The sequence below is a fragment of the Rhizobium sp. 21-4511-3d genome, from assembly GCF_053522545.1.
This window is the reverse complement of record NZ_JBNWCF010000008.1, coordinates 276,239-300,462: the sequence shown is the minus strand read 5'-3', so window position 1 is coordinate 300,462 and position 24,224 is coordinate 276,239. Positions and strand designations below refer to the sequence as shown.

General features: G+C 62.1%; 27 protein-coding genes. 16 read left to right on the top strand and 11 right to left on the bottom strand.

The features are described 5' to 3' along the window. Nucleotides 1–54 precede the first annotated feature (54 nt). Both greA and ACQZ5H_RS19500 read left to right on the top strand, forming a co-directional pair. Entirely contained in the window at nucleotides 55–531 is a 477-nt protein-coding gene (gene greA, locus ACQZ5H_RS19505; RefSeq protein ID WP_112715701.1) for a transcription elongation factor GreA, read from the top strand. Nucleotides 532–537: 6 nt separating this feature from the next. Further along, nucleotides 538–1,617, top strand: coding sequence for a glycosyltransferase family 4 protein (locus ACQZ5H_RS19500; protein WP_449098770.1), 1,080 nt, complete (start codon nucleotides 538–540; stop codon nucleotides 1,615–1,617). A gap of 2 nt (nucleotides 1,618–1,619) precedes the next feature. Here the strand turns inward: ACQZ5H_RS19500 and ACQZ5H_RS19495 are convergent, their stop codons facing one another. From ACQZ5H_RS19495 to ACQZ5H_RS19480, 4 genes are all read right to left on the bottom strand, one after another. Next, nucleotides 1,620–2,642 (bottom strand): glycosyltransferase, encoded by a 1,023-nt coding sequence (locus tag ACQZ5H_RS19495; protein ID WP_449098769.1) that lies wholly within the window; start codon nucleotides 2,640–2,642, stop codon nucleotides 1,620–1,622. A 12-nt stretch (nucleotides 2,643–2,654) separates the two neighbouring features. Further along, complete coding sequence (locus ACQZ5H_RS19490) at nucleotides 2,655–3,464, bottom strand: glycosyltransferase family 2 protein (RefSeq protein ID WP_449098768.1); 810 nt, start codon at nucleotides 3,462–3,464, stop codon at nucleotides 2,655–2,657. 104 nt (nucleotides 3,465–3,568) lie between these two features. Next, on the bottom strand, nucleotides 3,569–4,612 hold the full coding sequence (locus ACQZ5H_RS19485; RefSeq protein WP_449098767.1) for a glycosyltransferase family 2 protein: 1,044 nt from the start codon (nucleotides 4,610–4,612) through the stop codon (nucleotides 3,569–3,571). A gap of 30 nt (nucleotides 4,613–4,642) precedes the next feature. Then, nucleotides 4,643–5,110, bottom strand: a complete 468-nt coding sequence (locus tag ACQZ5H_RS19480) for an Lrp/AsnC family transcriptional regulator (RefSeq protein WP_112715709.1) — start codon at nucleotides 5,108–5,110, stop codon at nucleotides 4,643–4,645. Between the two features lie 234 nt (nucleotides 5,111–5,344). Between ACQZ5H_RS19480 and trxB the strand changes: the two genes are divergently transcribed. The 8 genes from trxB to ACQZ5H_RS19440 all read left to right on the top strand — a co-directional run bounded on the left by trxB (nucleotide 5,345) and on the right by ACQZ5H_RS19440 (nucleotide 13,189). Then, the gene (gene trxB / locus ACQZ5H_RS19475) at nucleotides 5,345–6,319 is read left to right on the top strand and encodes a thioredoxin-disulfide reductase (RefSeq protein WP_112715711.1); all 975 of its coding nucleotides are present in this window, start codon (nucleotides 5,345–5,347) and stop codon (nucleotides 6,317–6,319) included. 23 nt (nucleotides 6,320–6,342) lie between these two features. Further along, the gene (locus ACQZ5H_RS19470; protein ID WP_112386304.1) at nucleotides 6,343–7,239 is read left to right on the top strand and encodes a LysR family transcriptional regulator VtlR; all 897 of its coding nucleotides are present in this window, start codon (nucleotides 6,343–6,345) and stop codon (nucleotides 7,237–7,239) included. Nucleotides 7,240–7,799: 560 nt separating this feature from the next. Then, nucleotides 7,800–8,093, top strand: a complete 294-nt coding sequence (locus ACQZ5H_RS19465; RefSeq protein WP_112715713.1) for an ArsR/SmtB family transcription factor — start codon at nucleotides 7,800–7,802, stop codon at nucleotides 8,091–8,093. Nucleotide 8,094: 1 nt separating this feature from the next. After that, complete coding sequence (locus tag ACQZ5H_RS19460) at nucleotides 8,095–9,261, top strand: MFS transporter (protein ID WP_449098766.1); 1,167 nt, start codon at nucleotides 8,095–8,097, stop codon at nucleotides 9,259–9,261. A gap of 24 nt (nucleotides 9,262–9,285) precedes the next feature. Beyond that, nucleotides 9,286–10,410: an alkene reductase gene (locus ACQZ5H_RS19455; protein ID WP_449098765.1), complete on the top strand. Its 1,125-nt coding sequence runs from the start codon at nucleotides 9,286–9,288 to the stop codon at nucleotides 10,408–10,410. Between the two features lie 245 nt (nucleotides 10,411–10,655). Then, nucleotides 10,656–11,564, top strand: a complete 909-nt coding sequence (locus tag ACQZ5H_RS19450) for an ABC transporter ATP-binding protein (RefSeq protein WP_449098764.1) — start codon at nucleotides 10,656–10,658, stop codon at nucleotides 11,562–11,564. Continuing rightward, nucleotides 11,561–12,355, top strand: a complete 795-nt coding sequence (locus tag ACQZ5H_RS19445) for a hypothetical protein (protein ID WP_449098763.1) — start codon at nucleotides 11,561–11,563, stop codon at nucleotides 12,353–12,355. The genes ACQZ5H_RS19450 and ACQZ5H_RS19445 overlap by 4 nt, the downstream gene beginning before the upstream one ends. A gap of 36 nt (nucleotides 12,356–12,391) precedes the next feature. Then, nucleotides 12,392–13,189, top strand: a complete 798-nt coding sequence (locus ACQZ5H_RS19440; protein ID WP_449098762.1) for an aminoglycoside phosphotransferase family protein — start codon at nucleotides 12,392–12,394, stop codon at nucleotides 13,187–13,189. On the opposite strand, the gene ACQZ5H_RS19435 is transcribed toward ACQZ5H_RS19440, so the two are convergent. Then, nucleotides 13,186–14,187 carry an SDR family NAD(P)-dependent oxidoreductase gene (locus ACQZ5H_RS19435; RefSeq protein WP_449098761.1) on the bottom strand — a complete coding sequence of 334 codons (1,002 nt, stop codon included), beginning with the start codon at nucleotides 14,185–14,187 and terminating at the stop codon, nucleotides 13,186–13,188. The genes ACQZ5H_RS19440 and ACQZ5H_RS19435 overlap by 4 nt on opposite strands. 88 nt (nucleotides 14,188–14,275) lie before the next feature. Between ACQZ5H_RS19435 and ACQZ5H_RS19430 the strand changes: the two genes are divergently transcribed. Next, on the top strand, nucleotides 14,276–15,187 hold the full coding sequence (locus ACQZ5H_RS19430; protein WP_449098760.1) for a LysR family transcriptional regulator: 912 nt from the start codon (nucleotides 14,276–14,278) through the stop codon (nucleotides 15,185–15,187). Nucleotides 15,188–15,217: 30 nt separating this feature from the next. Here ACQZ5H_RS19430 and ACQZ5H_RS19425 read toward each other — a convergent pair whose 3' ends face one another. Continuing rightward, entirely contained in the window at nucleotides 15,218–15,502 is a 285-nt protein-coding gene (locus tag ACQZ5H_RS19425) for a DUF2188 domain-containing protein (protein ID WP_449098759.1), read from the bottom strand. A 233-nt stretch (nucleotides 15,503–15,735) separates the two neighbouring features. Between ACQZ5H_RS19425 and ACQZ5H_RS19420 the strand changes: the two genes are divergently transcribed. Further along, the gene (locus ACQZ5H_RS19420; protein ID WP_449098758.1) at nucleotides 15,736–16,833 is read left to right on the top strand and encodes a calcium:proton antiporter; all 1,098 of its coding nucleotides are present in this window, start codon (nucleotides 15,736–15,738) and stop codon (nucleotides 16,831–16,833) included. Nucleotides 16,834–16,841: 8 nt separating this feature from the next. Here ACQZ5H_RS19420 and ACQZ5H_RS19415 read toward each other — a convergent pair whose 3' ends face one another. From ACQZ5H_RS19415 to ACQZ5H_RS19395, 5 genes are all read right to left on the bottom strand, one after another. Next, a complete protein-coding gene (locus ACQZ5H_RS19415) occupies nucleotides 16,842–17,228 on the bottom strand; it encodes a type II toxin-antitoxin system VapC family toxin (RefSeq protein ID WP_449098757.1) in 387 nt (128 codons plus the stop codon). Nucleotides 17,229–17,230: 2 nt separating this feature from the next. Beyond that, on the bottom strand, nucleotides 17,231–17,491 hold the full coding sequence (locus tag ACQZ5H_RS19410) for a type II toxin-antitoxin system Phd/YefM family antitoxin (protein WP_130277858.1): 261 nt from the start codon (nucleotides 17,489–17,491) through the stop codon (nucleotides 17,231–17,233). Nucleotides 17,492–17,536: 45 nt separating this feature from the next. Continuing rightward, nucleotides 17,537–17,881, bottom strand: a complete 345-nt coding sequence (locus ACQZ5H_RS19405) for a HepT-like ribonuclease domain-containing protein (RefSeq protein ID WP_449098756.1) — start codon at nucleotides 17,879–17,881, stop codon at nucleotides 17,537–17,539. Continuing rightward, nucleotides 17,881–18,177, bottom strand: a complete 297-nt coding sequence (locus ACQZ5H_RS19400; protein ID WP_449098755.1) for a nucleotidyltransferase family protein — start codon at nucleotides 18,175–18,177, stop codon at nucleotides 17,881–17,883. The genes ACQZ5H_RS19405 and ACQZ5H_RS19400 overlap by 1 nt, the downstream gene beginning before the upstream one ends. 105 nt (nucleotides 18,178–18,282) lie before the next feature. Then, complete coding sequence (locus tag ACQZ5H_RS19395; protein WP_112719302.1) at nucleotides 18,283–19,485, bottom strand: pyridoxal phosphate-dependent aminotransferase; 1,203 nt, start codon at nucleotides 19,483–19,485, stop codon at nucleotides 18,283–18,285. Between the two features lie 63 nt (nucleotides 19,486–19,548). On the opposite strand from ACQZ5H_RS19395, the gene ACQZ5H_RS19390 reads away from it, so the two are divergent. The 4 genes from ACQZ5H_RS19390 to ACQZ5H_RS19375 all read left to right on the top strand — a co-directional run bounded on the left by ACQZ5H_RS19390 (nucleotide 19,549) and on the right by ACQZ5H_RS19375 (nucleotide 24,175). Continuing rightward, nucleotides 19,549–19,800 (top strand): hypothetical protein, encoded by a 252-nt coding sequence (locus tag ACQZ5H_RS19390; RefSeq protein ID WP_449098754.1) that lies wholly within the window; start codon nucleotides 19,549–19,551, stop codon nucleotides 19,798–19,800. 60 nt (nucleotides 19,801–19,860) lie between these two features. Next, on the top strand, nucleotides 19,861–22,197 hold the full coding sequence (locus tag ACQZ5H_RS19385) for a marine proteobacterial sortase target protein (protein ID WP_449098753.1): 2,337 nt from the start codon (nucleotides 19,861–19,863) through the stop codon (nucleotides 22,195–22,197). Beyond that, a complete protein-coding gene (locus ACQZ5H_RS19380) occupies nucleotides 22,197–22,964 on the top strand; it encodes a class GN sortase (RefSeq protein ID WP_449098752.1) in 768 nt (255 codons plus the stop codon). Before ACQZ5H_RS19385 ends, ACQZ5H_RS19380 begins: the two co-directional genes overlap by 1 nt. A gap of 68 nt (nucleotides 22,965–23,032) precedes the next feature. Then, a complete protein-coding gene (locus ACQZ5H_RS19375) occupies nucleotides 23,033–24,175 on the top strand; it encodes a PQQ-dependent sugar dehydrogenase (protein WP_449098803.1) in 1,143 nt (380 codons plus the stop codon). Nucleotides 24,176–24,224 lie beyond the last annotated feature (49 nt).

Sequence of the window (24,224 nt, the reverse complement as noted above, 5' to 3'; positions counted from 1 at the left end):
TTTCTTTTGTGTCACTGCCTACCTGCAGCGGCACGAAGAATAAAGGACGGGAAAATGGTAGATAAGGTTCCGATGACGCAGGGTGGTTTCGTCAAGCTGCAGGAAGAACTGCGCTGGCGCCAGCAGGAAGAGCGTCCCCGCATCATCGAGGCGATCGCCGAAGCGCGCGCCCATGGCGACCTGTCGGAAAATGCAGAATACCATGCTGCCAAGGAAGCCCAGAGCCTCAACGAAGGCCGTATTGCCGAGCTCGAAGACCTGACGGCGCGCGCTGAAGTCATCGACCTCTCGAAGATGTCCGGCGACAAGATCAAGTTCGGCGCCAAGGTGAAGCTCGTCGACGAGGACACCGAGGAAGAAAAGACCTATCAGATCGTTGGCGACCAGGAAGCCGACGTGAAGGCCGGCCGCATCTCCATTTCCTCCCCAATCGCCCGCGCGCTGATTGGCAAGGAAGTCGGCGAATCCATCGAAGTCAACGCGCCCGGCGGATCCAAGGCCTACGAAATCCTCCAGATTTCCTGGGGCTGATCATCCGTGGCGCCAGACAGCCGCCCTGCCCGCATCGATATCCGTGACGTCGAGATCATCGCGCCGAACTTCAAGCGGCGCCTCTCCGGCGTCACGTCGACGATCATCCAGCTGATTCCGGTTCAGCGGGCGCTCGGTCAGAAGATCGCAGCGCTCGGCCCCGGCCTGCCGGCAAGTCTTCCGCATATCCGCTTCCGCGATCTCATCCATCTCTGGACGCCGCCGGTGGGCAAGAAGCACCGCGTCTGGCATGCGCGCCGCAATGTCGAGATGCTGCCGGCCATCATCATGCGCGACATCCTGCGCATGAAGCTGAAGATCGTCTTCACCTCGGCCTCGCAGCGCAAGCATACCGGCTGGACCAAGTGGCTGATCTCGAAGATGGACGCCGTGATCGCCACCAGCGGCAAGACGGCGGCCTATCTGGAAGTGCCGAGCACCGTCATCCTGCACGGCATCGACACCGTCCGCTTCTCGCCGCCTGCAGATAAGGCAGCAGCAAAGGCCGCCGTCGGTCTCGATCCCACCAAGAACATCGCCGGCTGCTTCGGCCGCGTCCGCCACCAGAAGGGCACGGACCTCTTCGTCGACACGATGATCCGCCTCCTCCCCGACCGTCCGGACTGGATCGCCATCATCGCCGGCCGCGCCACCGCCAAGCACATCGATTTCGAAAACGGCCTGAAAGCCCGCGTCACCGCCGCCGGCCTCGCAGACCGCATCCTCTTCGTCGGCGAGCACACGAACATCAACGACTGGTACCGCACCCTCGACCTCTTCATCGCCCCCCAACGCTGGGAAGGCTTCGGCCTGACGCCGCTGGAAGCGATGTCAACGGGCGTACCCGTCATCGCGACGGATGTCGGGGCGTTTCCGGAATTGCTGGTGGATGACGGCAATGGACCGCAGGGCATGATCGCCCGCGACAGCCTGGATGCCATGGCAGAAATGGCCGCCCGCTACATGGACGACACGCCCGGCCGCGACACGCTCGCCGCCGCCGGTCTGGCGCATATCCTGGAAGATTTCCAGATCGACATGGAAGCAAAGCGGATCGCCGCGGTTTACCGCTCGACCCGCTACTGATTTTACGGCTTGCGCTTGAAGAGCTCGATATAGGCGTTGCAGACGGCTTCTTCGGAGAATTGCTGCATCAGCGTCTGATTGCCGCCGGCCGCCACTTTCTCCCTCAGAACGCTATCATTGATCAACCGCTCGATGGCGCGCGAAAATCCATCCGTATCGCCGATATCGACCAGCAAACCGTTCTCACCGTCGCGCATGAACCAGAGCGGCCCTTCCGAGCGGCTGGAAACCACCGGCTTGTGCTGCGCCCAGGCCTCGAGGATGACATTGCCGAGCGGCTCATGGCTGGAGGGCATGACGAAAATATCGGAAGCCGCGACGAAGGGCCTCGTATCCTTCTGCCAGCCCAGAAAACGGACGCGATCGGTCACGCCGAGATCGGCTGCAACCTTGCGAACATTCTCCATTTCCTCGCCGTCCCCGGCAAGCCAGAGATAGACGCCCGGCAGCTTGGCGACGGCAGCGGTCAGCAAGGCGAACTGCTTGCGCGGAACGAAGCGCCCCATCGACATGACAACGGGAACGCCCTCAGGCGTATCGAGCGAAGCGCGATCGACGGGAGCAACCCGATCCGTCGTCGTGAAATTGGAAATGACCTCGACACCGCGCGTCCAGCCGATATTGCGCACATGTTCGCCGATCCCGGGCGTATTGCACACCAGTACGTCGGTATTCTTGAAATAGCTGAGATTGGTCGGGTAATCGCCAAGACGCGAAATCTTGATGCAGCCCTTGTAGTTCGGCATCAGCCGGCTGGCGCGCGTCGCCCAGGAAAACAGGGCGTCGGGCTTCTCACGCTCGGCCAGATAGCGCACCTTCATCGGCAGCAGCAGCCGGTCCGGCGAAAGATTGCGAAAATTGCTTTCGATGATCTTGGAATAAGGTTCGATATCCTTCCGCCAAAGACGATCCGGCCGTATCACCGACGTCTGCTCGACGCCCCGGCGCCCGAGGCCCCTGGCCAGATGCACGAAAAACTTCTCCGCGCCGCCATCCTTGCCGAAGTGAAAATGAAAAACCTTCACACGAAATTCCTCTTAGCGATCCCCGGCATCATCCGCATTGGGACGCCGCTTCAGGGCATTGCGCTGATAAAGCTTGGCCTGCGTCAAAAACGCGTAGACGGCGCCGGTCATCGCCTCGATGAAGCCCGGAACACCGCAACGCCATAGACCATTCTTGAAATAGAGACGCAAGAAATAGATCGGCGGCGAGAAGAACAGCTTGGCCGCCTTCGGCGTCTTGCCCGCCGCAAAATGCTGGTCGGCCTTCAGCGTCGAGTATCTGTTTTCCTTGAGGATCTGCTCGTCGATGATCAGCGGCCGGTAATGCAGGAGGCTCCCGGTCTTCGCCTTCTCGACCCGGCCTGTCGCCACGATCCCCTCATGCACCGCCTGGGTCAGGTCATAGGCCCCATGCCCTCGACGGATCAGTCGCAGGTTCTTGCGCTCGCGCACATGCTCCGGCGTATAGCCGAACCCGATCAGATAAGGCCGCCGCGCCACCCGCCAGCCGACCACCTCCGCCGGCGCAGCAACAAGCTCCGGCAAAAGCTTCCTGAGCGGCGCATCAAGGCGCTCATCGGAATCGATATTGAAGCACCAGGGCTGCGTGCACTGCTCCAGCGCAAACTGCTTCTGCCCGGCATAACCCCGCCATTTCTCTTTAAAGACGCGAATAGGCCACCCCTTGTCGATATAGGCCTGCACAAGCCCAATCGTCCCATCCGTCGACCCGGAATCGACCACCACGATCTCGGCAAAATCCGCGAGACTCTCGATGCAATTCCCGAGATAGGCCTCCTCGTTGAGGCAGATGATGAAGGCGGAGATGGGGAGTTTGGTCATGACGATCTTACGGAACGAAGTTGAGTTGAGGCTGCGGAGAACCCATCACAATCATAGAAGTCGAGTTCACACAAAGCGACACATACATTTTCCACGCGGCGGCCCTAGCGCCGCTCAAAGGCCTGCGCAACAAAGCCCTGCTCCACCAGCTGATCCGGGCCGCTGAAATGCGCACTCCCCGAATAGCCAAACGCCATGTCGGGATTTGCGGAGATCTTTTCCATCATGTTGACGTACTCGCGCGCGCCACCGAAATGCTGGCCGCCGTCGATCGCCTGCTGAACGCGCTCCTGATAGTCGGAGAAGAACTTGAAGTGCAGGAGGACGCCGAAGATCGGCGAGAAATTGCGATCGTAGGGCAAGGGTTGGTGGATGTTCTCGCCCAGTGAGCAATCCTTGTCCCAAAAGAGCAGCGGATATTTCATCAGATCGACATCGGCGCCGAATACGCGCTTCCGCACCCCGCCGCGTATCCGCACGAAGCGGTCGTTCTTGACAACCGCATATCCATCCCGGTCATAGCAGTCAGCGATCTGCCACGGCATCCGCTCGTCTTCGCCGGTGAATTCGGCAGCGGCAATGTCATTCAGCGGATACATATCGAGCATCGGCGCTGCCAACCGGTTGATCGACTGGGCTTCGAGGCGCCGGATCAGGACGGGCAGCGGGTTCTCAAAGCACCGCTCGTAAATCAGGAACTCGTCGGAATCGATATTCAGATACCAGCGGTTGATCCCATACGTCCTGAAAAGACCTTCCCGCCAGGCCTTTCCGCGACGCGCGTCCTTGTAGCGCTGGCTCGATGTCCAGAGGTCAAGATCGGGCTGAGACTGCAGAAATTCCGCCGAGCCATCGGTGGAGCGATCATCGACGCAGATGAATCTGGTAACGCCGAGCGACCGATAATGCTTCAAAAACGAGGGAAGCAGCCGCCTGTCGTTGCGGCAGAGGAAAACCAGCGGCAGATCGCTATCGGTCAACTGCCTGAACTGCTGCGGCGAGACCAGGCTGAGCGACTGATCCTGCTCGATACCGCGCAAACGCTTGCGCGAGCGGCTGGTCCGGTACCAGGTCAGGCACTTGCGGAAAAGCGAGCGGCGCCACAGAGGACCCTTCATACCCGGTGCTGGATAGACTGCCTCAGGCATGTGCGTCTCTTCGCCGGCTTGCCCCACGCCTCAAACCTCAACCAGCCCCAGCCGCTTCACCTGGCGGATCGTCAGCATGGTCCTCACCGTATCGACATGCTCGTTCGCCGTCAGCACCTCGATCACGAAGTCCTGAAAGCGCGTCAGGTTCTCGGCGACGCAATGCAGCAGGAAGTCGCTGTCGCCGGAGACCATCCAGGCCTGGCGGACCAACGGCCAGTTGGAGGTGGCGGCGGCGAAGGCTTTCAGGTTGGCTTCGGACTGGTGCTTCAGGCCGACCATGCAGAAGGCCACCAGGTCGAAGCCGAGCTTCGGGCTGTTCAGCATCGCGTGGTAGCCCTCGATGATGCCGGCTTCCTCAAGCTTGCGCACGCGGCGCAGGCAGGGCGGCGCCGAGATGCCGACGCGGTCGGCGAGCTCGACATTGGTCATGCGGCCGTCCGCCTGCAGTTCCCTCAGGATCTTTATGTCGATGACATCGAGTTCGGCGCGCACCAAGCCTTCGGCCTTTCTTTAATTCCTTCGCGCCAGCTTCTATATAAAGTGCGGCAATAGGCAAGAATGTTTCGCCCCTGCGGTGGATTCTTGCACAGCCAAGCGCAATGCCTTGTTGGTAATGCAAGGCTGCCCTTGAATAAAAGCACTGGACGTTCATAAATGTGCGGGGAACGCCAAACGGCCTCATTCGCTCTTTAGCCGCTGCGTCCCGCCAGTCGAAAGGAAATTAAAGACATGTCCGCCCGCCACACGAAGGTGCTCATCATCGGCTCCGGCCCTGCCGGCTATACGGCTGCCGTCTATGCGGCGCGCGCGATGCTGAAGCCGGTGCTGATCGCAGGCATGGAGCAAGGCGGCCAGCTGATGATCACGACCGACGTCGAGAATTATCCGGGCTTTGCCGATCCGATCCAGGGCCCGTGGCTGATGGACCAGATGCTGCAGCAGGCAAAGCATGTCGGCGCCGAAATCGTCAACGACCTCGTCACCGAAGTCGAGATGAACCAGCGCCCCTTCGTGGCACGCACCGATAGCGGCCAGGTCTGGACTGCCGATACGCTGATCATCGCCACCGGCGCCAAGGCGAAGTGGCTCGGCATCGAGAGCGAGCAGCATTTCCAGGGCTTCGGCGTTTCGGCCTGCGCCACCTGCGATGGCTTCTTCTATCGCAACAAGGACGTCATCGTCGTCGGCGGCGGCAACAGCGCCGTAGAGGAAGCGCTCTATCTCTCGAATATCGCCAAGTCGGTCACGGTCGTGCACCGCCGCGACAGCTTCCGTTCGGAAAAGATCCTGCAGGAGCGCCTGTTCGCCAAGGAAAACGTCAAGATCCTCTGGAACACCGAGATCGCCGAAATCACCGGCACGCCGGCAAAGCCGCCAATGCCGCCGTCGGTCTCGGGCGTGCGCCTGCGCGACACCCGCACCGGCGCCATCTCCGAAAACACCATCGACGGCGTCTTCGTGGCCATCGGCCATGCGCCGGCCACCGAACTCTTCAAGGGCAAGCTGAAGCTCAAGGACAACGGCTATCTCTGGACCGCTCCTGACTCCACCGCCACAAGCGTAGAGGGCGTCTATGCTGCCGGTGACGTGACGGACGACACCTTCCGCCAGGCGATCACCGCCGCCGGCATGGGATGCATGGCCGCTCTCGAAGCCGAGCGTTATCTGACGGGCCACATGCCCGTCGCCGTGGCCGCGGAGTAAGCATGGCTATGAGGGGTGGGGGAATGCCATTGGATTGGGACAAGCTGCGTATCTTTCACGCAGCTGCCGAAGCGGGTTCGTTCACGCATGCGGCCGACAAGTTGCATCTGTCTCAATCCGCCATCAGCCGCCAGGTCAGCGCGCTGGAGCAGGATGTCGGCACCAAGCTGTTCCACCGCCATGCGCGCGGCCTGATCCTGACGGAACAGGGCGAACTGCTCTACCGCACCGCGCATGACGTGCTGCTGAAGCTCGAAACCGTGAAGATGCAGCTTACCGAAACGACGGAAACGCCGTCCGGCAAGCTGCGCGTCACGACGACGGTCGGTCTCGGCCAGGGTTGGCTGACGGACAAGATCCAGGAGTTCATGCAGCTCTATCCGGATGTGCAGATCCAGCTGATCCTCGACAACGAGGAAGTCGACGTGAACATGCGTCACGCCGATTGCGCCATTCGCCTGCGTCAGCCGCAGCAATCCGATCTGATCCAGCGCAAGCTGTTCACCGTGCATATGCACGTCTACGCGGCCCCCTCCTACATCAACCGTTACGGCGAGCCGCAGACGGTGGAGGATCTCGACAACCACCGGATCATCACCTTCGGCGAGCCGGCGCCGAATTATCTGCTCGACGTCAACTGGCTGGAGATTGCCGGCCGCTCGTCGGACAACAAGCGCATTCCGCATCTGCAGATCAACAGCCAGACCTCGATCAAGCGAGCCTGCCTGCTCGGCATGGGCGTCGCCTGCATGCCCGATTATATCGTCGGCCGCGACCCGGGTCTGATCCAGCTGGCGATCAATGCCGATGTCCCCTCTTTCGATACTTATTTCTGCTATCCCGACGAGATCAAGAATGCCGCGAAGCTGAAGGCTTTCCGCGATTTCATCGTCACCAAGGCCAGAAACTGGAACTTCTGAGCGGGCTCGACAGACGCGAATTGTGGAATGAATTGCAGACTATGCAACCACTGCATGACTGACATGCACAAAAGAGGGGTTGCCGTTTGCACATTAAAACACCATATCGCACTTAGCTGATGCACATGGTGGCTTTTCCTCCCAGTTCCACCGCATTAGCTGTTCCCCTCTGGAGGTTTTTGACCTTCACACCTTAAAAGGGCCCCGAGCTTTCGGCGGCCCTCTTTTTTTGCCCAAATTCGCTGCGGCGCAGCATAATTTGTGCAGTGCATAGCAGGCATGCACAAAAATGCATTGCAACCTGCCCAATAAACCACCATATCGCACATAGCTGATGCATTTCGTGGTTCTCTCCCAGTGCCACCGCGTTAGCTGTTCCCCTCTGGAGGTTTATTGACCTTCACACCTTTAAAGGGCCCCGGCTTTCCGGTGGCCCTCTTTTTTTGCTTAAAGTTTAATCAGAGAAATATCGTGCAACGGCTCACACCGTCGCCTCTTGCATATCGACACACAGCGATCCATATATCGAGAAAGTTCGATTTAAGGATCGAGAGCAGGCGATGGACAAGGACGAAATCCTCAAGGCACTTTCACATCCCACCCGGATGGAAATCCTCAACTGGCTGAAAAATCCGGAGGCGCATTTCGCCTCTCAGGAGCATCCGTTGGATATGGGCGTCTGCGCCAGCCAGTTCGAGCGCTGCGGCCTCTCGCAGTCGACGGTCTCCTCGCATCTCGGCACGCTGCACCGCGCCGGTCTCGTCACCACGCGCCGTGTCGGCCAGTGGATCTTCTACAAGCGAAACGAAGAAACCATCGCTGCCTTCCTGAAGCAGCTCTCCCAGGATCTTTGATATGCCCCTCGCCCTCCTCGTTCTCGCCTTGAGCTCCTTTGCGATAGGCACCACGGAATTCGTCATCATGGGTCTGCTGCCGGAAGTGGCGGCAGACCTCTCCGTCACCATTCCGCAGGCCGGCTGGCTCGTCACCGGCTATGCGCTGGCGGTGGCGATCGGCGCGCCTGTCATGGCCGTCTCGACCGCCAAGCTGAAGCGGCGCACGGCGCTGATCGCGCTGATGGCCTTCTTCATCGCCGGCAACCTGCTCTGCGCCATCGCCCCGAATTACTGGGTGCTGATGTTTGCCCGCGTCGTCACCGCCCTTTGCCACGGCGCCTTCTTCGGCATCGGCTCGGTGGTTGCAGCCGGTCTCGTAAGTGAGGACCGCAAGGCCCGCGCCGTCGCTTTGATGTTCACCGGCCTGACGCTGGCAAACGTCCTCGGCGTCCCGCTCGGCACCGCAATCGGCCAGGCCTATGGCTGGCGCTCCACCTTCGGTGTCGTCACCGTTATCGGCGTCATCACCATCATCGGCCTGATCGCCATCCTGCCGAAGGACAGGCAGGAAAAGCAAAGCAGCCTGCTTGCCGAAATCTCGGCGCTGCGTAACGGCCGCCTGTGGCTGGCGCTGTCGACCACCGTCTTCTTCTCGGCCTCGATGTTTGCGCTCTTCACCTATATCGCGCCGCTGCTGCGCGATGTCACCGGCCTGTCGCCGGAAGGCGTTACCTGGACCCTGTTCCTGATCGGCATCGGCCTCACCATCGGCAACCTGATCGGCGGCAAGCTCGCCGACTGGAAGCTTGGCGTCACGTTGGCCGCTGTCTTTGCCGCGATCGCCGTCACCTCGGTGGTCTTCAGCTTCACCAGCCGCTTCTTCATCCCGGCCGAAATCACCCTGCTCGTCTGGGCGATCGCCACCTTTGCCGCCGTTCCCGCGCTGCAGGTCGGTGTCGTCAGCTTCGGCAAGGATGCCCCGAACCTGGTCTCGACCATCAATATCGGCGCCTTCAACACCGGCAATGCGCTCGGCGCCTGGGCCGGAGGCATGGTGATCGAGAGTGGCTTCGAGCTCACCCGCGTACCCCTGGCAGCCGCCCTCATGGCCCTGATCGGCCTCGGCGCGACCGCCCTCACCTATCTTTCGGCCCGGGGCAAGACAGCCCCCGCCCCGGCCGCGTGATCCCCGCCAGAAAAGGAAAGACTTATGACCAAGCTTTTTGAACCGACACAGGTTGGCGACATCGCCGTCAAGAACCGCATCGTCATGGCCCCGCTGACCCGCAACCGCTCGCCGGGCGCCGTGCCGAACGACCTGAATGTCGAATATTACCGCCAGCGCGCCACTGCCGGCCTGATCATCACCGAGGCAACCCCGATCACCCATCAGGGCCAGGGCTACGCCGATGTTCCCGGCCTCTACACGAAGGAAGCGCTCGATGGCTGGAAGCGCGTCACCGACGCCGTCCATGCCGGCGGCGGCAAGATCGTCGTCCAGATGTGGCATGTCGGCCGTATCTCGCACACCACGCTGCAGCCAAACGGCGGCAAGCCGGTCTCCTCGACCAACCGCGCCGCCAAGGGCAAGACCTACCTCGTCAATCCTGACGGAACCGGCACCTTCGCCGAGACTTCCGAGCCCCGCGCGCTCGAAACCGCCGAAATTCCCGGCATCATCGAGGATTATCGCAAGGCTGCCCGCGCTGCCATCGATGCCGGCTTCGATGGCGTGGAGATCCACGGCGCCAATGGCTACCTCCTCGACCAGTTCATGCGCGATGGCATCAACGACCGCACCGACCAGTATGGCGGCTCGATCGAAAACCGCACCCGCCTGACCTTCGAAGTCGTGGAAGCCGTCACCAAGGAAATCGGCGCGGGCCGCACCGCAATCCGCCTGTCGCCGGTCACCCCGTCGAACGACAGCTACGATTCGAACCCGCAGGCCGTCTTCACCCACGTGGTCGAGGGACTGGCGAAGTACGATCTCGCCTATATCCATATCGTCGAAGGCCAGACCGGCGGCGAACGCGACTACAAGGGCGGCACCAACCCCTCCTTCGACTATGCAGCGCTGCGCGCCGCTTATGAAAAGGCCGGCGGCAAGGCAAGCTGGATGGTCAACAACGGCTACGACCGCGACATGGCGATCGCCGCCGCCGAAACCGGCCGCGCCGACCTCGTCGCCTTCGGCAAGCCCTTCATCGCCAACCCGGATCTCGTCGAGCGCCTGCAGAAGAACCTGCCCCTCAACGCCGGCGACCAGGCCACCTTCTACGGCGGCGGCGCCAAGGGCTACACGGACTACCCGCTGATCGACAAGGTCGCGTAAGAATAGCTTCTTTGAGCCTGACTTCAGAAAGCCACCTGCAACAGAGCGTTGCAGGTGGCTTTTCTTTGCCATTGCTAGCCTTAGGTCCGCGCCGCTCAAAAATCGGCCACAAAAGCTTTATTGTAATCGGGTACTGAATTGCCCAAGCGATTGAAATTTCAAAACACCTTCAGTCACGCAGCCTTTTGGGATGGGAAATAGTTGATAGCCTTTGCTGAAGAATGCGTAGCGCGCCGGGCAAACCTATGAGCCCAACCGAAGGCGGCGATGCCATCACCATATCGGGTGTAGTGAAGACCTTCGGGATGGGCGCACGCTCCGTGACCGCGCTCGATGGATTGTCGCTGAGCATCCCCAAGGGCAAGGTCTATGGATTGCTGGGTCCGAACGGCGCCGGCAAGAGTACCCTGCTGCGCATCATTGCCGGCCTTCTACGGCCAGATCGGGGAAGCATTGAGATCTTCGGCGAACCGGCCTCCCCGGCAACCCGCCGCAGGCTCGGCATGATGATCGAGTCCCCGTCCTTCTATCCCTTCCTGACCGCGCGGGAGCATCTGGAAACGCTGTCGCGGCTCGCGGATAATCCCATTTCGGTCGATGCAATCCTTCGCCGGACCGGTATTCACCATGCCGCGGACAAAAAGGTTGCGGGCTTCTCGCTCGGCATGAAGCAGCGCCTCGGCATCGGCTGCGCCCTCATCGGGCGCCCGGAAGCGGTCGTGCTCGACGAACCGACGAACGGTCTTGATCCCGACGGCATTCTGGAAATGCGCGCCCTGATCCGCGAACTTGTCGAGCGCGATGGCATCACCGTTCTTCTCTCGAGCCATCTGCTCGATGAGGTCGAGCGCGTCTGCGAGCGTATCGCCATCCTGCAGCGCGGCCGGCTGGTTTCCGAGGGCGACGTCGCCGATCTCCTCGACCGCAAGGGCCGCTTCTGGCTGCACACCACCGACGATGTCTCGGCAATCGGACGCCTCGGCGAAAAGGCCGAAGCCGGCGATGGCGGCCTTTATGTCCGCACGGAGCGTGACGAGGTTCCCGATCTCATAGCCGCGCTGGTCGCCGCAGGCGTCAGGATCCACGAGGCCAAATGGGTCAAGCCCGACCTGGAATCGGTCTTCCTCTCCGAAACCAGGGAGCCCACGCCATGAGCGCCTTGCTTCGCTTCGAACTTCTGAAGCTGATGCGCCAGCCGGCAACGCTATTCTGGGGTTTCCTGTCGGTGCCGCTGCTGGCGGTCCTTTTCCGGCTCGTGCTGGAGGGGATGGTATTCGTTCGCGCCGGGCGCATCGTGACGGGCAATACGGATCTGCTGCAGTCTGCCGCAAACATCCTGACCCTCTCGGGCAACTCGGTCGGCCATCTGCTTTACGCCATCGGCATATCGTCGATCTTCTTTTCGGAATATCGCTTCGCCACGTGGCGGCATCTCATTCCGCGCCGCAGCCGCCTGCAGCTCTGGGCCGCCAAGTGCCTGGCATGCCTCGTCTGCCTGGCCGCCGGCCTGCTGCTCGCCGCCGTCGGCGACATGGTGCTGAACTCGGTTCTCGCGCTGCTCTCGGGCGACGGGCCTTCGACCCTCTCCATCCGCATCGCCGGCCTACCCGCACTGCTGGCGGCCTTCGCCGTAGCGCTTCTGGAGCTCGCGGTTCTCACCGCCATCGTCTCAACCATCACCATCCTCAGCCGCTCGATGGTCGCAGCCGTGATCCCCGCCTTCCTTCTGGCAATCGGCACATCGATGCTGCAGATCTATGTCGGCCCGACCAAAGACGTCCTTCCGCTGCCGTCGACGGGAGCCGAGGCTCTACGAACATGGCTGTTCCAGCAAGGCCCGGCCGATGCCGGTGCCAGCGGCGGCGCCATCCTGCTTGTCTGGCTGATCGCTGCAGGCGGCCTCGGGCTCTTCCTGTTTTCGAGGCAACAGCTCTCGGCGGAATAGCTATCCCTTCCGCCATCGAGCCGTTAGCATCGCCTCATGTTCGAACCCTACCTCTCCCGCTGGTCGCTCACGCCCGACGGCCAGCCGATCGTCACCCATAGCAGCAAGCTCCTGCCCGTTCTCTGGCGCGGCAAGCCGGCCATGCTGAAGATGTCGGAGGACGAGGCGGAGCGGGCCGGTGGCGCGGTGCTGGATTGGTGGGACGGCAAGGGTGCGGCGCGCGTCTATGCCCATGACAGTCACGCCGTTCTGATGGAACGTTCGCTCAGCCGGCAGTCGCTGCTCAAGATGGCGCATGGTGGGATGGACGACGAGGCGACGCGAATTATCTGCCGGGCCGTCAACGCTCTCCACGCCCCACACCAAAAGCCTTTGCCGGCGCTGATCCCGCTGGATCGATGGTTCCGCGAACTGGCGCCCGCGGCAGCGGCCCATGGCGGCACGCTTGCCGATTGCGACCGCGTCGCCAGGACGTTGCTGGCCGAGCCGCAGCCTGCGGCCGTCCTCCACGGCGATATCCATCACAGCAACATCCTCGATTTCGGCGAGGACGGCTGGCTGGCGATCGATCCCAAGGGGCTCTATGGCGAGCGCGGCTTCGACTTCGCCAACACCTTCGCCAACGAGGACCTCGATATCATCGCCGCGCCCGGCCGCCTGCAGCGCCAGTTGCCGATCGTCTCGGCGGAAACCGGGCTTGAGCCGCGCCGCCTGCTGCAATGGATCGTCGCCTATTCCGGCCTGTCGGCGGCATGGTTTATGGGCGACGCCTCGACGGAGAGCGCCGAGCTCCAGCTGACGGTCGCCCGGATCGCGCTTGGCGAACTTGGCTAGCCGGCGATCGCCTCGCGATTGGCAAGTAGCCCGGCGGTCTTCGGCAGGCAGCCGAGCGCCACCAGCGAGGCACGCACGGCTTCATCGATCGGCGTCTGCGGCTCGCGGCCGAGCTCGGCCACCAGCTTGGCATTGGACATGCGCAGCGGCTGCCTCCAGAGATAACGCATCTCCTTGACCTCCCGCATGACGGTGACGAAGGGTGCCGCCAGCGGCACGATCCACCAAGGAAAGGCTGCTATCTTCGCTCGCCCGCCGGAGACACGTCTGATGGCCTCGACCATCTGCCGGCCATCGCGATCCCAGAAGCCATCCATGTGATAGGCGGCGAAATCGGGCAGGCTAGTGGCGCGCTCGACAAGCGCCACCATCGTCTCCGCCACATCGGGCAGATAGGCCCACTGATGACCGATGCCATCGCGCGCCGGGTTCTTCAGCGTCCGGACCGGTTTGCCCGGCGCAACGATCTGCGAGAACCAGCTGTTGCCGGTCGTGCCCGGGCCGAAGAAATCGCCGGCGCGGACGATGATCACACCCGCCCCCTGCACCGCCGCCCGCTTCAGCCGCTTCTCCATCTCCACACGGATTGCCCCCTTCTTCGTCACCGGGTTCTGCGGGCTGTCCTCGCGAAGGACAGGAAAGGCATCCGGCCCGAAATTATAGACCGTCCCCGGCAGGACGATGCGTGCGCCGACCGAGCGCGCAGCGGCAATCGTATTGTCGAGCATCGGCAGCACCAGCTTTTCCCAGTCGCGATAACCGGGCGGGTTTACCGCATGGACGATCAGCGCCGTGCCCTCCGCGGCCGCGCGGACATCACCCGCATCCATCGCATCGCCCTGGACCCATTCGACTTCAGGCATGCGCTGCGATGCGGCCTTCGCGTTGCGGTTCAGCGCCCGCACCTGCCATCCGCGCTGCATCAGCTTGCGGGCAACGGCGCCGCCGATACCGCCCGTGGCTCCAAGAACGAGAGCTGTCTTCCGATCCTCTGTCATCTCAATCTCCTTGATGATGACGCGATCATGCGCCCGTCGCGCGATAAACGAAATTGACGAAATACGTGCATCATCTATACATAAATCAATGAGCAACGAACCAAGCTGGGATCTTTACCGCACCTTTCTGACCGTGCTGGCACACGGCTCGCTTTCGGCCGCCGCCCGTGAGCTCGGCCTCACCCAGCCGACCATCGGCCGCCATATCGACGCTCTCGAGCAGGCCGTCGGCGCCGAGCTCTTCACCCGCTCGCAAAGCGGCCTGCTGCCGACGGATGCCGCACACTTGCTCGCGCCCTTCGCGCAGACCATGGCCGCAAGCTCCTCGGCCCTGCTGCGCGCCGCCTCCGGCCATCGCGACCGGATCGACGGAACTGTGAGGATCAGCGCCAGCGAAGTGATCGCAGTCGAGGTCCTGCCGCCGATCCTGGCCGCCCTTCAGGACCGCCACCCCGAACTTGAGATCGAGCTCTCGGCGTCCGACACCGTCGAGGATTTGCTCAACCGCGAGGCCGATATCGCCGTGCGGATGATGGAGCCGCAGCAGGACGCGCTCGTCGTCAGGCGCATCGGCGACATTCCGATCGGCTGCTACGCCCATCACGCCTATCTGGAAAAGCACGGCACGCCGCAGACGCTGGAAGATATCAAGACGCATCGCCTGATCGGCTTCGACCGGCAGACCGCCTATGTGCGCACGATGGTTAAGCGCTTCCCGGTCGCCGAAGGCATTGCCTTCTCGCTACGCACCGACAGCTATCTCGCGCAGCTCGCCGCCATCCGCGCCGGCGCCGGCATCGGCATGTGTCAGACGGGTCTTGGGGATGCCGATCCGAACCTCAGGCGTGTTCTTCCCGGCGTCATGGACATGCATATCGGCACGTGGGTGGCCATGCATGAAAATCTGAAGACGTCACCGCGCTGCCGCGTGGCCTTCGATGCCCTGGTCGAGGGTTTGAAGCTTTATCTGGACAGCTGTGCCATCACGCGCGCCCGATGACGCGCGGTTCGATATTGGATCGGAGCGAAGTCAGGCGCCGGGCGATGCCTCGGCCCCACTGCTTTTCCTGAACAGGCCGTCGACCACCTCGGTCTCCGGACGATCGCCACCCTCGGCATATTCCTCGTGCCACTTGCCCTTGTCGTCCTGCCAGCTGATCTCGGCGGAATCGCCGCCGACCTGCTGCTCTGCAGCAACGATGCGCGCAGCTTCCAGCGCTTCGGCATGTGACGGGAAGGCCTCGGAATAGACGTTGCCCAGGCGATACGCCCAGCCTCCGTCATGCGGCACAACCTCATAAACCACCTTGACCATGCACCTCTCCTCTTTGTTTTCTTGGACGCGGCGAAAAGCTTCCGGAGATCAATCCGGCGGATCGCGGGCGATGAAACAAGATACGAGGCACGCCGCGATGTCTGTCCGGCTGACCGATTTGGGCAGTATTCCATTAAATCGGACATAGCGCAAATTTGGCGTGTGCTGGCCCCGGCTTGATTAGCGATATCATCGACTTAGATTGTTCTGATGAATCAATTCCGGAGCGTAGCGTGACCCTCGCCGCACGACTGAAAGACGAGAAATTCCTGGTCGTTGCGGTGATTGTCGCCGCGCTGGCCTACGGGCTCGAGCACAGCATCCTGGAAATGGGCCGCAGTGCGGCGCTGATCGCCGCGGCAGCCCTCGTCGGCACGATCGTACTCGCCTCGATCCGCGTTGCCCACCATGCCGAGATCCTTGCCGTCAAGGTCGGCGACCCCTATGGCACGATGATCCTGACGCTGTCGGCCGTCCTCGTCGAGGTCATCATCCTCGCCATCATGATGTCAGGCGAAAGCTCGCCGACGCTGGTGCGCGACACGATCTATTCGGCGCTGATGCTGGATATCAACGGCATCCTCGGCCTCGCCGCCCTGCTCGGCGGCCTGAAGCACGGCGAGCAGCCCTACAACGACAATTCCGGCAAGACCTACGGCGTGATGATCCTGACCGCGATCGGCATTTCGATGATCGTTCCGGAATTCGTGCCCGACGACAAATGGCACTATTATTCCGGCTTCACGATCATCGCCATGATCGCGCTCTACGGCCTCTTCCTGCGCATGCAGGTGGGACAGCACAGCTATTTCTTCAGCTACAGCTATCCGCGCGCCGAGCGGAAAAGCAACACGCCGGACGAGCACCACGCCGACGAACCGGCATCGGCCTCGATCATCACCATCCTGATCGGCGTCGTCATCATCGGCGCGCTCGCCGAATTCATGTCGGCCTTCATGACTGAAGGCCTGCGCGACACCGGCGCCCCGATCGCGCTGACCGCCATCGTCGTCGCCGCAATCTCCGCCGCCCCCGAAATCCTGACGGCGCTCCGCGCCGCTCTGAAGAACCGCATGCAGGCGACCGTCAACATCGCCATGGGCGCCTCGCTCTCGACGGTGATCCTGACGGTCCCCGTCATGGAGGCCATCGCCCTCTACACCGGCCAGCCCTTCGTCATGGCCATGACGCCGGTCCAGACCGTGATGGTCGCCATCACCCTCATCGCCGCCGCCATCAACCTCAACGACGGCGAAACCAACGCCATCGAGGGGATGACCCATTTCATTTTGTTCGCAACGTTTCTGATGCTCTCGGCGCTGGGGCTTTAGAAGCGGACTCAGAATTTGAAAGCGTGTGGATGATCCGCCAAGGCGCGATCCACTGTTAGCAGCTTCAAGTTTTCGATCTGACACTGAGACAATAGAAGTCGGTCGAAAGGATCGCGGGTACTCGGCTCGGGTTCAGCTGCGGTAATCACGTGGCCGACCTCGATGCCCAGCAGCGAAAGCCCCATCTCATCAAGCGACCGCGCTATCTCGTCGAGAGGCATGCCCGGGTCGAGCTTTCCCAATCTCGTCTTGATGGCAATTTCCCATAGGCTGGCAATGCTCGCGAAGCCCACAGTTTCCTGATCTGCCAGCAGCTCGGGGACATCGGGAAAGCGTTCACCGACATCTCCACGCAGGATCGCCAAGATCATATGGGTGTCGAGCAGCAGCCTCATATTTAGGGCAAAGGCCGAATGAGAAAATCTTCAGGCAACGGGTCGTCGAAATCATCGGCGATAAAGGGCACGGGATTGGTAATGCCCTTCGACTTCAAATAAGCCTGCCCTGCCGCGAGATCCAAACCGCCGCGCGGCTTGTGCGGCACCAGATCGAAAACCGGCCTTCCATTGCGGGTGACGACGATCGTCTCGCCCTCTTCCACTTCGCGGGCAAGCTCGGTCAGCCGGTTCTTGGCATCTCTGATCGATACGGTTTTCATGTGGCCAATGTAGCCACATGTGGCCACATCGTCAAATCAACCTGCTTAGTCGGCGACCCGATCAAGCAATCTTAAGGCAGCTCCACGCAGCGGCGAGAGACTGTTAACCACAGCAGCCCAGATGATATCATCCGCTATCCGATGGTATTCGTGCCGCAGAATGTTTCCGATGCCCCGGATCTGCTTCCACGGAATATCCGGCTCGCTCGCGATCAAATCATCCGGCAGATGACGGCTGGCTTCCGAGATAATTTCCAGTGCCCGTTGCGTCGCCAGTCGCAATAGCCAATCAGCCTTGAAATCATCGAGCGACTTGCCGTCCGTGGCAGCCATTACCCCGTCTATGGTTTCGATGATCTCGGCGAGAACGGGCTTCAGCTTCCGCGGCATCAAAAGACCCGGATGGCGCTCCGCTCGATATCAGCCTTCAACATCGGGTGCAGGCTGTCGCGGGTCGTGACATCGACCTCCACGTCGAGCTTGTCCTCGAGAAACTGCTTGATGGCGACCAGATCGAGAAGCGAGAAATGCGAGCCAGCTTCATGGTCGATGAAAATATCGAGGTCGCTATCGGGAGTCGGCTCATCGCGGGCCACCGAGCCGAAAAGATAAAGCCCCGTCGCGCCCATGCCGCGAACGGCATCGGAATGCGCCTTCAAGCTTTCGAGCGCTTCTCTTCTATCCATGAGCGAAAAGCTAACACATGCGCCGGCCGATCTCTACAGCCGCCCACCCAAACAAAAAGCCCGCCGTCTCCGGCGGGCTTCGATATTCCAATTAAAAGCTATCGCTTACTTGCAAGCGCCGCAGAAGCGCTGGATGCGGCGGCAAGCTTCTTCCAGCAGGTCTTCCGAGGTTGCATAGGAGATGCGGAAGTTCGGGCCGAGGCCGAAAGCCGAGCCGTGGACGACGGCAACGCCTTCGCTTTCCAGCAGCTCGGTGACGAAGTCTTCGTCGGTTTCGATGACCTTGCCGGACGGTGCGGTCTTGCCGATCAGGCCCTTGCAGGACGGATAGACGTAGAAGGCGCCTTCCGGAACCGGGCAGGAAATACCCTTGGCCTGGTTGAGCATCGAGACGACGAGATCGCGGCGTCCTTCGAAGATCTTCTTGTTGGCCGGGATGAAGTCCTGCGGACCGTTCAGCGCTTCGACAGCGGCCCACTGGGCGATCGAGGTCGTGCCCGAGGTCTGCTGGCCCTGGATCATGTCCATGGCCTTGATCAGCTGCAGCGGGCCGGCTGCGTAACCGATGCGCCAGCCGGTCATGGCATAGGCTTTGGAAACGCCGTTCATCGTCAGCGTGCGGTCGTAGAGCGAGGGTTCGACTTCGACAGGCGTCGCGAACTTGAAGTCGCCATAGGTCAGGTGTTCGTACATGTCGTCGGTCAGAACCCAGACATGCGGATGCTTGACGAGAACGTCGGTCAGCGCCTTCAGCTCGTCATGCGTATAGGCAGCGCCCGACGGGTTGGACGGCGAGTTGAACATGAACCACTTGGTCTTCGGCGTGATCGCCTTTTCGAGGTCGGCGGCCTGGAGCTTGAAGTTGTTCTCCTGGGTCGTCGCGACGAAGACGGGCGTACCACCGCAGAGCGCGACGATCTCGGGATAGGAAACCCAGTAAGGCGTCGGGATGACGACTTCATCGCCGGCGTTCAGCGTCGCCATGAAGGCGTTGAAGAGGATGTGCTTGCCGCCGGTGCCGACGATCGTCTGCTCCCACGTATAGTCGAGATTGTTCTCGCGCTTGAACTTCGCGGCGATCGCCTTGCGCAGTTCCGGGATACCGGAGATCGGCGTGTACTTCGTCTCGCCGCGGCGGATCGCGTCGATCGCCGCTTCCTTGATATTGTCAGGCGTATCGAAATCCGGTTCGCCAGCGCCGAGGCCGATCACGTCGCGTCCTTTGGCTTTCAGCTCGCGCGCTTTCTGGGCGACTGCGATGGTGGCTGAAGGCTTCACACGGGAAAGAGCATCGGCAAGGAAGGCCATGATATCGGTCCTATACGGTTGAAAGGGGCAGAAAGCCGGGACCGGAATTCTGCGCTAAGGTCTATGTCCAATGTAGACAGGCATTTCAAGGGCAAAGGCGCGATGGCGCCGATGATTCTTATTGATCAATTGCCGCACCTGAAAGCCGTGCCGGAATCACCTTTGCAGCGATGCGCTGAATCACTTTGCGAAGAACTTGAATCGATTTCTGAAGTCATCCAGATTTACCCCTTAAAATCAGAAACTTCCCCGTTTCGGGCCTTTGCCGCAAATAAGCCGCAACAAATGCCGCGGCACGCCGCAATTCGGTCGTGAGCCCGCCGGGATCGAAGCCTCAATCTGGATCATCCGAAGTTGGTTATTGAGGGTATGCCAATGTTTCTGGAAGACGAGTTTGCGACAGAGCGGCTCCGCGCCAGCCGTGTGTCCTTTTCATTCCTGATCGCGTTCACCACATTTTTCGCATCGCTGATGATGGCCGCAGGCCTGGTCTCCGCCGCCCGCGCCGAAGAGGCGCAGCCGCAGAAAGTCGAGCAGCTCGCAGGCCTCGTTCGCCCGAACGACGTCAACAGCGGCTCGCTGCTCTTCCCGTCGAAGGAGCCCGGCTTCTTCATCGAGGCGCCGCGGCTGAAGACCGATGTGCAGATGGACGTCTCGGGGCCCGTCGCCCGCGTCAAGGTCACCCAGCGTTTCCAGAACCCGAGCAAGGGCTGGGTCGAAGGCACATACGTCTTCCCGCTGCCGGAAAATTCCGCCGTCGACGAACTGAAGATGCAGATCGGCGACCGCTTCATTGAGGGCCAGATCAAGCCGCGCCAGGAAGCGCGCGAGATCTACGAACAGGCCAAGGCCGAAGGCAAGAAGGCGGCCCTTCTCGAACAGCAGCGCCCGAACATCTTCACCAACCAGGTCGCCAATATCGGCCCCGGCGAAACCATCGTCGTGCAGATCGAATATCAGCAGGCCGTGCACCAGTCGGGCGGCGAGTTCTCGCTGCGCTTCCCGATGGTCGTCGCCCCCCGCTACAATCCGGCCCCTGTCGTCCAGACCGTCGAGTTCAATAACGGCGCCGGCTTCGCGGTGCCGTCCGATCCGGTGCCGAACCGCGAGAAGATCGAGGCACCGGTGCTCGATCCGCGCGAAAACGCCAAGATCAATCCGGTGGCGCTGACCGTGAACCTCAAGGCCGGCTTCCCGCTCGGCGATGTCAAATCCGCGTTCCACGATGTCGATATCAAACAGGATGGCGATCAGAACCGCGTCATCAGTCTGAAGGGTGACTCCGTCCCCGCCGACAAGGATTTCGAGCTCACCTGGAAGGCCGCCCCCGGCAAGACGCCGAGCGCCGGCCTCTTCCGCGAAGTCCTCAACGGCAAGACCTATCTGCTGGCCTTCGTCACCCCGCCCGCAACGCCGGATGCCTCCACGGCACCGCTGAAGCGCGAAGTCATCTTCGTCATCGACAATTCCGGCTCGATGTCCGGCGAGTCGATCGCCCAGGCGAAGGAAAGCCTGTCTCTGGCGGTCTCCAGGCTCGGCCCCGACGACCGCTTCAACGTCATCCGTTTCGACGACACGATGACCGATTACTTCGGCGGCCTTGTCGGCGCGACACCGGACAATCGCGAAAAGGCGATCGCCTATGTGCGCGGCCTCACCGCCGATGGCGGCACGGAGATGCTGCCGGCGCTCGAGGATGCGCTGCGCAATCAGGGCACCATCGCCAATGGCGCACTCCGCCAGGTGGTCTTCCTCACGGATGGCGCGATCGGTAACGAGCAGCAGCTGTTCATGGAGATCACCAACAATCGCGGCGATGCGCGCGTCTTCACCGTCGGCATCGGCTCGGCTCCAAACTCCTACTTCATGACCAAGGCCGCCGAGCTCGGCCGCGGCACCTTCACCCATATCGGCTCGACCGATCAGGTGGCCTCACGCATGGACGAACTCTTCGCCAAGCTGCAGAACCCGGCGATGACCGATATCGCCGCCACTTTCGACGGCGTGCAGGCAAGCGACATCACGCCGAACCCGATGCCCGACCTCTATACCGGCGAGCCTGTCGTCCTGACGGCGGAACTGCCGACAGACAAACCATCAGGCAAGCTGCAGATATCAGGCAAGACCGGCGCCCAGCCCTGGCGCGTCGAGATGGATATCGCCAATGCCGCCGACGGCAAGGGCCTCTCTAAGCTCTGGGCGCGCCGCAAGATCGACGATCTTGAAGCCCGCTCCTATGAGCGCCAGGACCCGGCAGCACTCGACAAGGATGTCGAGGCGATCGCCATGGCCCACCATCTCGTCTCCCGCGTCACCAGCCTCGTCGCCGTCGACGTCACGCCGTCGCGTCCCGATGGCCAGCCGGTCAGCTCGACCAAGCTGCCGCTCAACCTGCCCGACGGCTGGGACTTCGATAAGGTGATGGGCGAACCCGCCCCTGCTCCGGCAGGCAGCGCACCGGATCACGCGATGGCAAAGCCGCAGATGGAATTTGCCGCCGTCGCCAACCAGATGGCCGCCGCCCCGACACCGGGTGCCGCAAACCTGATCGCCCAACGGTCGGCATCGGTAAAGCTGCCGCAGACCGCGACGCTCGCCGACCGGCAGATCATGCAGGGCCTGACCATGCTGCTTGCAGCCCTGGCCGCTGCCGGTGGCTTTGCGATCTGGCGCCGCCGCATCCGCGGCGCCTTCCTGGCGGGAGGCCGCTGATGCCCGGCGCACAACGCGGAAGCTGGAACGAGGAAGTGGGCGAGTTCGAACCGCTTCCGAGCTATCTGGAGCTGATGATGGCGAATGCCGCGGCGACGGCGTTTGAGATCGACGCACCCCGGAAAAGCCTCCTCGCCCGCCTGTCGGCGATGGAGAAGGTGATCGCCGTCGCCATCCTCGGCCTCGGGCTCTATGGCACAGCGCTGATGACCAGCGGCTTCTACATGAAGGGCAAGGCAGAACTCTCGCAGGTGCTGCTGAAACGCGCCTTCGCCGCCGAGCTGCGCGGCGAGGATGCCAAGCCCTGGCCCTGGGCAGATTTCACCACAGAGGCCGAAGTCAGCGCTCCGCGCCTCGGCAAGACGGCGATAGTGCTCTCAGGCGCCACCGGCGAAGCCCTCGCCTTCGGCCCGGCCTGGCTCAGCAACACGCCGCAGCCCGGTGAAGAAGGCACCTCCGTCATCGCCGCCCACCGCGACACGCATTTCCGCTGGCTGAAGGATGTGCGCGCCGGAGACGATATCGAGATCACCCGCCGCGACGGCTCCGTCCTGACCTTCAAGGCAACAGATGCCCGTGTCGCCCGCTGGGATGAAAGCGGCATCGACGCCGCGTCAGAGGGCCGCCACCTCGTCCTGACGACCTGCTGGCCGTTCGACGCCACCGAGCGCGGCCCGATGCGCTACATCGTCGAAGCCGAACTGGTCGACAGGATCCAGACCGGCACCGTTCAACCCGGCAACACAAAGCCGTTATCCGGGAGCTAATGAGGTTGAAGCGATCGCCCCCGCGCGCCACCTACCCGCCTGGATGGTAGAACGGGGAGATCATGAACATGCTCAAGGGATTGCGCATCGCTTTGGCGGCAGGCGCCGCATTTGCAACAGCCGGCGCGGCATTCGCCGCCGACAGGGTGCAGACCAAGAAAGTGACGGTCAGCGTCGATACGCTGGCAACCGGGCTCGATCATCCCTGGGCGGTCGAGGTCATGCCTGACGGCGCCTATCTCGTCACCGAACGCCCCGGCAATATCAGGATCATCCGCGACGGGAAGGCATCAGAGCCGCTTGGTGGCGTGCCCGAGGTCAGCGCCCGCGGCCAGGGCGGCCTGATGGATGTGGCGCTCGCCCCGGATTTCGCCCAAAGCCGCATCCTCTATTTCACCGCCGCGATTGCCAATGCCAAGGGATCGGGCACGGAAGCCTTCTCCGCAAAGCTCTCGGCCGACGAGAGCAGGCTTGAGGACGTGAAGCCGATCTTCACCATGGCGAAGTTCACCGGCGGCAATATCCAATACGGCTCGCGGATCGCCATCGCAGGCGACGGCAGCCTGTTCATCAGCGTCGGCGACCGCGGCAGCCGCGACCGCTCGCAGGATTTCAAGGACGACGCCGGCTCGATCATCCATGTGAATGCCGATGGCAGCATCCCCGCCGATAACCCCTTCCGCGACGGCGCGAAAGCCCTCCCCGAAATCTGGTCGAAGGGCCACCGCAACCCGCAGGGCATCACCTTCGATACCGCCGATGGCAAGCTCTACACCGTCGAGCACGGCGCCCGCGGTGGCGACGAGATCAACCTGATCGAGCCGGGCAAGAACTATGGCTGGCCCGTCATCACCTATGGCCGCGACTATTCCGGCGCCAAGATCGGTGAAGGAACGGAAAAGGCCGGACTGGAGCAACCCCTCCACTACTGGGATCCCTCGATCGCGCCGGGCGCCATCGCCGTCTATCGCGGCAAGATGTTCCCGGAATGGGACGGCGACATGCTGGTGGCCGCGCTGAAGTTCCAGCTGCTGTCGCGCATGCAGCGTGACGGAAGCGGCAAGTTCACCGCCGAGGAACGTCTGTTCGAGGGCAATTACGGCCGCATCCGCGACGTGACCGTGGCTCCCGATGGCGCATTGCTGATGGTCACCGACGAAAGCGACGGCGCGCTGCTGCGCGTCTCCCGCGCCGCCAATCAGGACGGCTGATCGCGGATTGGAAATTTCAGTCCACAGCGGCAGCCCCCGGTTGACGTGT

Bases quoted from the DNA above. Each gene is read 5' to 3' on its own strand.
- ACQZ5H_RS19445 (WP_449098763.1), top strand. From the start codon at position 11,561: ATGAGCGCCTTGCTTCGCTTCGAACTTCTGAAGCTGATGCGCCAGCCG.
- ACQZ5H_RS19425 (WP_449098759.1), bottom strand. From the start codon at position 15,502: ATGGTCAAGGTGGTTTATGAGGTTGTGCCGCATGACGGAGGCTGGGCG.
- ACQZ5H_RS19410 (WP_130277858.1), bottom strand. From the start codon at position 17,491: ATGAAAACCGTATCGATCAGAGATGCCAAGAACCGGCTGACCGAGCTT.
- ACQZ5H_RS19490 (WP_449098768.1), bottom strand. From the start codon at position 3,464: ATGACCAAACTCCCCATCTCCGCCTTCATCATCTGCCTCAACGAGGAG.
- trxB (WP_112715711.1), top strand. From the start codon at position 5,345: ATGTCCGCCCGCCACACGAAGGTGCTCATCATCGGCTCCGGCCCTGCC.
- ACQZ5H_RS19485 (WP_449098767.1), bottom strand. From the start codon at position 4,612: ATGCCTGAGGCAGTCTATCCAGCACCGGGTATGAAGGGTCCTCTGTGG.
- ACQZ5H_RS19465 (WP_112715713.1), top strand. From the start codon at position 7,800: ATGGACAAGGACGAAATCCTCAAGGCACTTTCACATCCCACCCGGATG.
- ACQZ5H_RS19390 (WP_449098754.1), top strand. From the start codon at position 19,549: ATGTCCAATGTAGACAGGCATTTCAAGGGCAAAGGCGCGATGGCGCCG.
- ACQZ5H_RS19380 (WP_449098752.1), top strand. From the start codon at position 22,197: ATGCCCGGCGCACAACGCGGAAGCTGGAACGAGGAAGTGGGCGAGTTC.
- ACQZ5H_RS19385 (WP_449098753.1), top strand. From the start codon at position 19,861: ATGTTTCTGGAAGACGAGTTTGCGACAGAGCGGCTCCGCGCCAGCCGT.
- ACQZ5H_RS19440 (WP_449098762.1), top strand. From the start codon at position 12,392: ATGTTCGAACCCTACCTCTCCCGCTGGTCGCTCACGCCCGACGGCCAG.
- ACQZ5H_RS19415 (WP_449098757.1), bottom strand. From the start codon at position 17,228: ATGAGGCTGCTGCTCGACACCCATATGATCTTGGCGATCCTGCGTGGA.
- ACQZ5H_RS19395 (WP_112719302.1), bottom strand. From the start codon at position 19,485: ATGGCCTTCCTTGCCGATGCTCTTTCCCGTGTGAAGCCTTCAGCCACC.
- ACQZ5H_RS19460 (WP_449098766.1), top strand. From the start codon at position 8,095: ATGCCCCTCGCCCTCCTCGTTCTCGCCTTGAGCTCCTTTGCGATAGGC.
- ACQZ5H_RS19375 (WP_449098803.1), top strand. From the start codon at position 23,033: ATGCTCAAGGGATTGCGCATCGCTTTGGCGGCAGGCGCCGCATTTGCA.
- ACQZ5H_RS19400 (WP_449098755.1), bottom strand. From the start codon at position 18,177: ATGGATAGAAGAGAAGCGCTCGAAAGCTTGAAGGCGCATTCCGATGCC.
- greA (WP_112715701.1), top strand. From the start codon at position 55: ATGGTAGATAAGGTTCCGATGACGCAGGGTGGTTTCGTCAAGCTGCAG.
- ACQZ5H_RS19470 (WP_112386304.1), top strand. From the start codon at position 6,343: ATGCCATTGGATTGGGACAAGCTGCGTATCTTTCACGCAGCTGCCGAA.
- ACQZ5H_RS19430 (WP_449098760.1), top strand. From the start codon at position 14,276: ATGAGCAACGAACCAAGCTGGGATCTTTACCGCACCTTTCTGACCGTG.
- ACQZ5H_RS19405 (WP_449098756.1), bottom strand. From the start codon at position 17,881: ATGCCGCGGAAGCTGAAGCCCGTTCTCGCCGAGATCATCGAAACCATA.
- ACQZ5H_RS19455 (WP_449098765.1), top strand. From the start codon at position 9,286: ATGACCAAGCTTTTTGAACCGACACAGGTTGGCGACATCGCCGTCAAG.
- ACQZ5H_RS19435 (WP_449098761.1), bottom strand. From the start codon at position 14,187: ATGACAGAGGATCGGAAGACAGCTCTCGTTCTTGGAGCCACGGGCGGT.
- ACQZ5H_RS19450 (WP_449098764.1), top strand. From the start codon at position 10,656: ATGAGCCCAACCGAAGGCGGCGATGCCATCACCATATCGGGTGTAGTG.